The 9,512-nt window shown below is 44.5% G+C and carries 8 protein-coding genes; 6 read left to right on the plus strand and 2 right to left on the minus strand.

Annotation, left to right across the window (positions count from 1 at the left end):
• Positions 1 to 436: 436 nt before the first annotated feature.
• Together C7Y66_RS19395 and C7Y66_RS19400 are read left to right on the plus strand one after the other, a co-directional pair.
• Positions 437 to 3,853 (plus strand): DUF3987 domain-containing protein, encoded by a 3,417-nt coding sequence (locus C7Y66_RS19395; protein ID WP_106546833.1) that lies wholly within the window; start codon positions 437 to 439, stop codon positions 3,851 to 3,853.
• A 99-nt stretch (positions 3,854 to 3,952) separates the two neighbouring features.
• Positions 3,953 to 4,777, plus strand: coding sequence for a hypothetical protein (locus tag C7Y66_RS19400; RefSeq protein WP_106546834.1), 825 nt, complete (start codon positions 3,953 to 3,955; stop codon positions 4,775 to 4,777).
• 254 nt (positions 4,778 to 5,031) lie between these two features.
• Here C7Y66_RS19400 and C7Y66_RS19405 read toward each other — a convergent pair whose 3' ends face one another.
• Both C7Y66_RS19405 and C7Y66_RS19410 read right to left on the minus strand, forming a co-directional pair.
• Positions 5,032 to 5,535, minus strand: coding sequence for an isoprenylcysteine carboxylmethyltransferase family protein (locus tag C7Y66_RS19405; protein WP_106546835.1), 504 nt, complete (start codon positions 5,533 to 5,535; stop codon positions 5,032 to 5,034).
• A 104-nt stretch (positions 5,536 to 5,639) separates the two neighbouring features.
• Positions 5,640 to 6,218, minus strand: coding sequence for a Uma2 family endonuclease (locus C7Y66_RS19410; protein WP_106546836.1), 579 nt, complete (start codon positions 6,216 to 6,218; stop codon positions 5,640 to 5,642).
• 426 nt (positions 6,219 to 6,644) lie between these two features.
• Between C7Y66_RS19410 and C7Y66_RS31975 the strand changes: the two genes are divergently transcribed.
• The 4 genes from C7Y66_RS31975 to C7Y66_RS19425 all read left to right on the plus strand — a co-directional run bounded on the left by C7Y66_RS31975 (position 6,645) and on the right by C7Y66_RS19425 (position 9,474).
• Positions 6,645 to 6,821: a hypothetical protein gene (locus tag C7Y66_RS31975; protein ID WP_199197523.1), complete on the plus strand. Its 177-nt coding sequence runs from the start codon at positions 6,645 to 6,647 to the stop codon at positions 6,819 to 6,821.
• A gap of 91 nt (positions 6,822 to 6,912) precedes the next feature.
• Positions 6,913 to 7,542, plus strand: a complete 630-nt coding sequence (locus C7Y66_RS19415) for a siphovirus Gp157 family protein (RefSeq protein WP_106546837.1) — start codon at positions 6,913 to 6,915, stop codon at positions 7,540 to 7,542.
• Positions 7,543 to 7,997: 455 nt separating this feature from the next.
• The gene (locus tag C7Y66_RS19420; protein WP_106546838.1) at positions 7,998 to 8,474 is read left to right on the plus strand and encodes a hypothetical protein; all 477 of its coding nucleotides are present in this window, start codon (positions 7,998 to 8,000) and stop codon (positions 8,472 to 8,474) included.
• 283 nt (positions 8,475 to 8,757) lie between these two features.
• A complete protein-coding gene (locus C7Y66_RS19425; RefSeq protein ID WP_199197524.1) occupies positions 8,758 to 9,474 on the plus strand; it encodes a hypothetical protein in 717 nt (238 codons plus the stop codon).
• Positions 9,475 to 9,512: the final 38 nt, after the last annotated feature.

Here is a 9,512-nt window from a genome sequence, read left to right on the forward strand (position 1 = left end):
AAATTAGAACGGACACACTTTCATATCCAAAAGCTTGAGTGCCCTTTAGAGATGCAATTGCTCAAGCAACAGGGGATAAATAATGCGAATGAGTTACCAACACTAAAACCCTCACTGGTAGCACAGTCAGGGCTTTAGGTTTGCGATCTTATCTTTTTTATATGGGATCGTGTCTTGCGAGCACCAACCTCACAAGCATGACTCCCTGTGGGATACATGGTTTTCAAGGTAGAAACCATAGATCTCGTTAACTGATGCTAATCCGAGACAAGCGACTCACGAGACAAGCAACTTAGTAATCCGAGACAAGCAACTTAGTAATCCGAGACGAGTAACTCAGCAGTAAGGGCTTTTAGTTGCACTTTACTGCTGCAAATTATCATAGCAAAGATTAATTAAAATCGCTTGTCTCGGCTCCAAAAAGAGAGATTTCGAGATGAAACAAGCACAAAAAAATAGATCTTCTAGCCCATCTGTATCCCAAAAGCTCCACTTAGACCGCTCCTCCGCGATCGCCCAGTTAGAGATTCTCGGATACAAGCGTGGGGATGCCATCTATATCAGAGCTTTCCTACCAAAAGAAGACCCCCGCTATGCTCCTAACACTGGACGCAAAGCCGACAAGCTGAGTTGGGAACAGGTAGAGCGTTGGCAAGAACAAGGCTATGGCATTTACATCGTTGTGAATGGCGGGGGACATAAAGACGAAAACGTAAAGTCCTGCCGTGCCATCTTTTGCGAATTTGACGATAGAGCCATCGAAGACCAAATTAATTTTTGGCAAGACTTGGGGCTACCAGAGCCTTCGATGCAAATTGCTACCCGCAAGTCAGTTCATACGTATTGGGTGTTTGATGAACCAATTGCTGTGGAACAATGGCGAGAATTGCAAACGGCTCTACTCACATATACTGCTTCCGATCGGGCACTGAAAAATCCTAGTCGAGTCATGCGATTGGCGGGGGCTTTCCACATCAAACCAGGGCATGAACCAGTACGTTGCGATCTGATCCACTCTTCGGGCAAGTGCTACAACTACCAAGAATTACGCTCGGCAATTCCAGTTTCGCAATCTACTACACCAGCCATAACATTGTCGCCCTCACCAGTTCCACAATCTCAAACTAATTTAGTCACATCACAGGCTCGGTGCTTTGAAGATATTTCTATTCCCGTTTCCGCCTCAGTCCCTTTAGAAGCGTGCCTTGCTAAAGAATCTCGTTCCTTGCTGGGAGCGGGAGTAGGAGAAGGCGGACGTAATGCCCAAGGAGCTAAACTCGCCCGCGACCTGATCGGTACTGCCAATTACCTCCAGTCAATCGGTCAAAGTTTTGACGGCAACCCCATGCTACTGCTGGAAGATTATGCCAATCGTTGTTCTCCACCCCTGCCGTCTAGGGAAGTAGAGACAATTTGGCAGTCAGCCGAAAAAGACAATCCCACTCCTAGCTGTAAGCCAGAAGGTGTAGACGCTTGTATCAGGGGGTGGTACTGGAAGCATCACGTCAAACCACAGCTAGAGTCTACCCAGAAAAATCGCAACTATGCTGCTGGTCGTGGCTTCGGCTATAGCAACAATAGCAAAGGTGGAAACAATCCGCCCATCGCTACGGTGTCTCTGTGCGATCGCATTCGAGAAATTCTCAACCGCTGCGATAGCGAATCTGTTACTGCCACTGCTTTGATGGAGTTAGCTAGTGCCACAGGTCGCACCTACAACGAGATCGATCGGCTCGCTAGGATAATTCGCGCTGAAGGAGAACTAGCAGAGGAAGTCATCGAAGCGGTTGAATCCTTTCAAGGAATACTCAAGAGCTGCCGCAAACGACTGGATATCCGGCTGTACTTAGACAAGGCATTATCCGACCCACTGATGGCAAAAGCAGCAGCCATGCCCACTGCACCAGAGTATCTATTTAATACGGTACTTCCTTCTAGTGCCTCGCGCATCGGTACGGCAGCCAGAATTATTATCAATCCCCAAGGTGGTTACGTCCAACCTTGTATTTTCTGGACAGCCAACATCGCCCACAGCGGTCAAGCCAAGACTCCTCCGCAGCAGGTAATTCTCAAACCGTTAGAGGAAATGGAAGCAACAGCTAAAGAAATTCACGATCGCTCTATGGAGGACTACGAGGCTACCAAAGACAGTGATGCCAAAATCCCAGTGCGACAACGGCGGCTGCTCAACAATGTCACCACTTCCACTAAAATTCGCATTCATGACGAGAATCCACGCGGCTTGCTGGAATATATCGACGAATTGGTCGCTGACTACCAACGCTTGAACCAGTACAAGAGCGGTAAGGGCGACGACCTGCAACTAGAGCTATCGTTTTGGAATGGCTCTGGCGGTAACTTCGACCGTCACGACGCGCGACTGTTCTTGAAGCGCGTTGCTTTGAGCAAGACGGGAACGTACCAATGGGATACGTTGGCGCGATTGATGGGAGCTGACGAAGTTAACTTTATTGCTAGCGGTTACTCGTCTCGGTTCCTCTACTGCTCGATTGTCGATGCCCCAGCTAGATTTCTCGATCTTTTATCAACTCCAAATCCAGCTGCCGATGAGTTAAAGGAAAAGTTGTCTTGGCTGTATGCCCAGTTAGAACAACTACCTGAAACCGATTACTTTCTTTCCCATGAAGCTAAAGTCTTGTTTCAGGGCTGGAACCATACTTTGGTAAACGCTGAGATGGAAGAAAAGCATTTCGGGCTATCGCTAGTTTACGCCAAAATTGAGTCTTACACGGCTCGAATCGCCTTGTGGTTGCACGTTGTCAATGCCGTGCTGCGTGGCAAAAAGCCCCAGATGACGATCGACGGTCGGACAATGCAACATGCAATTGAAATTGCCTCGTTCTACCTCGACCAGCACAAGCTGATCCATGCCCATAATGCCCCTACTCGCCAACCAGAAGGAATTTTTCTCAAAGTCCAAACTCAAGCCGAGAAGGTTTTGAAAAAGTGCGGCAAGGGTGTCAGTGCTTCGTTTCTCAAAAGTCGGATCAATGCTCTCAAAGGCTGGGCAGTAGAAAAAATTCGCGCTTGCATCTTCAAAGCTTTAGCAGCCTCCGGTCACGGACGAATCGAAGGCGAGGGCAGCGAAATGGTTTACATCCCCAACCCTTCAACAGACGAACCGCCAGGAGATTTGGTGAGTATTGGTGGAGAATTGGTGGCATCACCAATAGCTCAAAACACCATTGAAGGGGAGTTACAGGCTTCAATTGGTGAAATTGATGACACAACAACCCCTGCTTCTTCTCAACCATCATCTGATGCGCTCGCCTCACCCTTAAACCATCAATTCACCAATTCAATAGCTTCAGCTATTGCTGCAACTGGTTTAGAGCCAGTTGGTGCTACCACCAATTCATCACCAAATACACCAACTGAAAAAACACAGCAACAGTCACCAAGAGTACGGGGACTGGCAGAGCAAATCCTGTTATGTTCCACTTGGACTGAGATTGCGAGTCGAGTGAAGGAAAACACCAATACGTTGATCGAGGCTGCTAAGGAAATGACCGCTCAACAACGCCAAGGGCTAACGAGACTGTTAAGCGAGCATTTGTGCCAGTCTCCGAGCCACTTGAGTCAATTAACTTGGGTTCCCGAAAAGTTGAGGCAGCGGACATTAGAGCGATTGCAATTCACCATTCGCCGCATAGCAAGCGTGGCAGGGAGCATTTTAGAGTTAGGTTGGGAGAGTATTTCTGGCTGTAGGCTAGAGAAAATCGGTCAAATTGGAATGCCAGGAGAAGCTTGGCTGTTCCTTGCGCCAGATGGGACTCATATTTATGCCGATCCCGATGCAGTAGAAGCGATCTCTTGCTGTGGAGAGTCATAGACCTGGCGTGCTGCCTCTACATTGCTAGGAATCGAGGTGTAGTCCGAATAATTCAGCTTTTCGTTTTCAAAGGAATTACCAGCCGTGCCAAAAATAGGAATGGAGACCCAAACTCAAGTAGCTGCGGTTGAAATTTTTGAGGAATTGACTCCTGATGAGGAGCGGGAACGACATCGGTTAGAAATTAGAGTCGATCGAGCTTTGGGCGAGGGCTGGTCGGCACTTAAACAGTTGCGCGATCTCCGTCTGTACCGAAGTACGCACGGGACATTTGAAGAATACGCTAAGGAAAGATTTGGATATAATCGCGCTCATGCCTATCGCTTGATTAACGCTGCCGCAGTTTTGGAGAATTTATCTCCCCTTGACCGACAAGAAGAAATGTCTCCAAATTGGAGACAAAAAATGCCTGTCTCGGAAAGTCAATGCCGAGAGTTAGCTAAACTACCCGCGAATAAGCAACCGAAAGCATGGGAAAAAGCCCTGTCTATTTCTGGAGACAAGGCACCTACAGCTCAAATTGTCAAAACTGTAGTCGAGCGGATGAAAGAAAAACAATTATTTCTAGCCAGGGATTTTTGTGCGGTGGGAGATGTATTTACCTTGACTCGGCTTCAAAGTCGCGAGCGCAAATACAATGGCTATCCTTGTGTTGCGCTGGTGCTAAAAGACTTTACCATCGAAGTTGATGTTTATGATGGAACTCTCATAGTGAAACCAGAAAACCTCAAACCCATCGATGACCCTGATGTTTGTCGCCAGCTTCCTACTATTCTCAAGCGGATTAAGCGAGTGCGGGATACGGGTTTGCTCGATCGGGGTGCTTACTATGTTTTAGACGGCTTGGGACGGCAGACCTATTTGACTGACTTTGAGGAAAAGTTATTAAGCTTGTTGGAGCAAGAACATGGGATCGATTCTTAAGGGTAGCCATTTTTAGTATTTGTGTACTAATTCAGTCTCAATTGTAATGAAACGTAACAGTCATTCTATCCAGTTTCCAAGTCCTCTCAGTTGCCATACTGCTAATGACCGAAGCTGAGTTGAGGAAAACTAAAAACACAACGATTGACTCGTTAGGTAGACTGTCAAAAATAAAAATGCGATCGCGTACAAGCGCACCAGTAATGAGATGTGCGCTCCTGCGTGTCAGCTCCATGTCCTTGCTCGGCGGCTGTCTATAACCAGCGACGAACAGAAGCCTTATAGGGCAAGTAGTCCGACGGGAAGCGGCTCTCCAGGTAGTGCTCCTCTCGCGGAATGACCACGAACGACATCAGCGCCACCGCTGGTATGAGGGTGACTAGTAGCCAGAGACTGTTGACCCAGAGTGCGACACCGAGCTGGAGCAGCGAGAAAGACAGATAAATGGGATTGCGGCTGTATCGATAGGGACCTGCACGCACGATTGTGGTGGTGGGACGATTGCCCGGAACGGGCGTGCCAGCGGTCTGAAACGTGCGAACAGCCCAGAGAAACAGAGCGACGGCGACAAGCACTACAATGCCTCCGAGTGGCACGCTCACTGCACGAGACACGAGCGGAACTGGCCAGGCGAAATGTAGCAACAGACCCAGGGCGATCGCGCCCAGGTAGATAAAAGGCGGTCGCACGATCCCAGAGTTAGCGACTTCCGGCTCCATGCCTGTCTCCACCTTATTGCTGCGATTGTCACTTGCCATACGAAGCTCCTCCAAGTCGAAGAACGTTCACCTAGGGCTGCCGCTCAGCCGCGAATGCTATACAAAAGGGAACTAACTTTGCGCCGATCCGAAGATGTCGTGGATTAGACGAGAGGGTCTGCTACAGGGCTGCCGCCGCCGAACAATAATTGTACTGAAATTACAATGCCAGGAAATGCTAATGGACTAATTTCTCCCGCTGTGAGAGTTTCTTCTGATGTGTAGTCACCCTCGCAAGGTGTGCGAAACACCTTGAGCTGTCGATGCTTCAAGTCCACAACCCAGTATTCTTGAATTTCAGCTGTGGCGTAAGTTTTTCGCTTGGCATCTAAATCTTTGTTGAGGCTAGTGTTAGCATACTCAATCAGCCAAAAAATATCTTCGGCGTAGGGATGGTGTTGGCGGTAGGTTTGCCCAAGGGGTTTAACAATAGCAAGATCTGATTCTGGTTCTGAGTCGTTGGGCAATGTAACAGGATGACCTTCGCGGACTTGAGCGCGATCGCCTAAAAGATCCCTTAAATATTTGCCTGCTTCATCCCCAAGGTAGGCGTGTTCTGGACCCTCTGGGGGCATTTCAACGATTTCTCCGTTCAATAACTCAACGTGGCGATCCTCTAAAAGACCAACTTCAATCATGCAATGATAGTCTTCTAGTGTCCATTTAGCAGTAGTCACAGTCATATTGTGTCTTTCCGCTCCAGAGAATTACTGCGGCATTTCTACTGAAATAACTAATATTCCCTAATTCATAGTTTAACTTGAAAAGGTTTTGGGAGTAGAGGTTGGACATACTGCAATATTCCGAACGGTTGGCTCCCACATCAGCCACTGGCATTAAGGAGGGCTTGTTTAGTAGTTATAATCGCAGTTGCTTAAATTCACTCTTCATACATTGTGCTTAAATTTCATCAAGCTTTGTAGGTTAACTACGCTTTTGCCATGTAGAAATGGTTTCGGTCAAACGAACATCGCTATGACAAATTTGAGCGCCGTCCGCACTTAAAAGCTACTCCCTTAATATTTCCTTGGCTACTGTCAATACTTTAGAAATAACGTATAAGTGCTTTGCACCTGCTGTATTGATGTTAATTTTCGCACGGTGCAGTTATGTCAACACAGTTATCCAATCCTGAAGAAACACACAAAACTCAAACAGTAGCTGATTTACCAGCAGAACAAGAAGCACAAACTACATCTACTGAAGAAATAGCTGGCTTAGAAATAGAAGCAAAACAGGCGCTAGAACGCCGCGACTACTATCACCTTGCTTACAGCCAATATTAAGAAAATTGTTTGACCAGCACTTATGAAAATTTCCTGCAAATATCAATGCATACCGAAACAGGCAGAGCGATAATACTAGCTTGGAGATCTTATGAAACAAGATAAGACAATTAATACAGACCAGGTAGACACAAAACCAAAAGACATTACCGAGCGATCGCTACGAGAACTATCTTTAGAAGCTGCTTTGTTGTGGAATCAGATTGAAGATGCTTCAGAATCAGGAGCTGAAAATGTCGAAAACCTTGTTAAACAACTGTGGCAAGTCCAAGAAGCAACTGAATCTAAGATTGACAGCATTGCTTGGATAGTAGATTATCTGAAAATTGAAATTGATGCTGCTAAAAAACGCCTGGATGCAGTTAGAGAACTGCACGAGCAATTCATTGCCAGAAAGGAAGCTCAGTTAGTAGGTATCAAGCAGGGATTGCTGTGGTTGCACGCTCAAGGATTAATTCCAAAACGTAATATTGGCAAAGAGAGAGAAATTGAAATTAGAGATAACAATCCCAAAGTTATACCTAAAGTAGCCGCCGATGACTCCCAGCTTCCAGATGAATTTCGAGTGCAAGAATTAAAATCTAGGCTAGACCTTCAAGCGATTCTTGATGCTCATAAATCTGGTAGAGATGTCAGCAGCTTTGCTGAGATTCAGATTGGGAAACAAGTGCGGTTCAAGTTTCAATCCTCTCGTGCTAAAGCCAAACACTCTCGAAGTTAGAGATCTAGGATTTCCCCTCGTAGCCGTGGGAAGTCATACTTCCCACCGCCATAGATAGCAAAGATAGTCTTACTCACATAAAGAAGCAGGAGAGGATTTCCAGTGGAGGTGAATGAAAATTCTTGTATGGGCAGCTTTCTTTGAGCCGTTTATTTCCTACCTTCAAGCTTCCTTCTACAAGTAGATTATCTAAAAATCAGACGATTTGACCGCATAGTTTTATCAAATTCACTTAAAAAATCTTCATCTAAATTGACAATAGCATTGCTTTTAACTTATAAAAAATAACACCTAAAATTCACTAAGTTTTAATCAAGTTTGTTGCTAGTTTTATAATGAATTCAAAAATTATTTGAATTCTCAAGCGATACTGTAGAAATCGCTCACTATCTAATAGCACTCGCTAATCTTAGGTAAAAAAACTATAAATATCCTAAAAAGGAGCTAAAATTTTTATGTCATGGGTAGCACCAGAAGAGCGTCAAGAGCTAAGAAGAATGCGCCGTTCGCTACTCCTAGACAATTTGTACATTTTTTGGGTGCTAACTTCACGCACTACAAGTGGTTTAGCGCTCTACGTTCTCACTTTCTGTTTAGCAATATACTGGGGTTGGGGCTATCCCTGGTCTTGGATGTTTGGATTCTGGTGTGGTATGGCACCTTGGGGTGGCAAAGTTCGCGATCGCCACTACCAAGAACAAGAAGAAAGAGCAGTTCGCAGAAAGACAGAAGATCGCGAATTACATGCGTATGCACGAGCTGAAATTAAAATCTATAGAACTAACCTAATTGCTGATATTGTTAGGATATTAATAGGGATTTTGATTGACGGTTTATGGGGTATTTTTGGTGCGCCTAAACTAATTTATAATTACGCGATCGCTTTTAAAGACAACTGCGAGACAATTCTTAATATTAATAGAGTTCTTTAAAATTATGAAACTGCTGACGCACAATTACCAAATATAAGTAGGAATACTTCTACTTATATTTTTCCTATTTCTATCAATAGTTTTTTGCTGAGATATGTTTATATTTGCAATAGTTACAAATAAAATTTTATACTGAAATCTATTTTATTGATTAGACGTTGATTTTTTCTATAGCATTCTTCTGATACAAACACAGCAGAAAAATCAGAGATTTGTTAGATGTCTGTATTGCGCCACATAATTTACTATTTCAATAAACTTACAATAACTAACATTTCCTTACATGCAGTCAAACGTATTCCACGTTGTTGAAGAGCATATCCTCAATAATAGCCCACTTGTTGCTTGCGAATCACCATTTCAGGAACGGCTGCGCTTTTTCCTGAGTGCTGCTCAAATTTGTCAAAAATTAGGTAAAAACTGCCATTTGTGGAACTTGGGAGAAAGTACATTTAAGAAAGTTAGCATTTCCATTGAGGGAAATTTAGCTATTCAGGATTTTGATGGTTATCAGCCTAGTATTACTGGGCAAAAACAAGAAAAATATATAGAGGTTTTTTATTTTTGGAAAACGCAGTTAGAGAATGCAGTATTGATTGTTGAAAATATTTATCCTTGGCTGCAAGCAGAAGACAGTGCGAAACAGACAGAATTTTTATTGATGTCAGAATGGATAAAATCATCTCTAATGAACCTAAAACTCTACAACAATAGAGCAAAAAAAACGTTGATATTGCTGGGAGACTCTGCTAACCTTTCTAAGGATTTGGTAGGAGAAATTCCGATAATTTCTCATGATTTACCTGAAATAAGCGAGATTGTTAGCGTACTCAAAGACAGCCAAATTTTCCCAGTCAGCTTAGAAAATAAAGATTGGTCAGAAATTGCTAGAGCGGGTCTAGGATTGTACGCATCGGATATAACACGTGGTTTAGCATCTTTAAACAAAGAATTCAATTTACAATACATCGGACAGAATCAGGCGGCGATAGTGCCGTAGGAACGTAGACTTTGGTAGTTGGGATGAGATTTAATCAA

The sequence above is a fragment of the Chroococcidiopsis sp. CCALA 051 genome (genome assembly GCF_003015105.1).
GTDB lineage: Bacteria > Cyanobacteriota > Cyanobacteriia > Cyanobacteriales > Chroococcidiopsidaceae > Chroococcidiopsis > Chroococcidiopsis thermalis.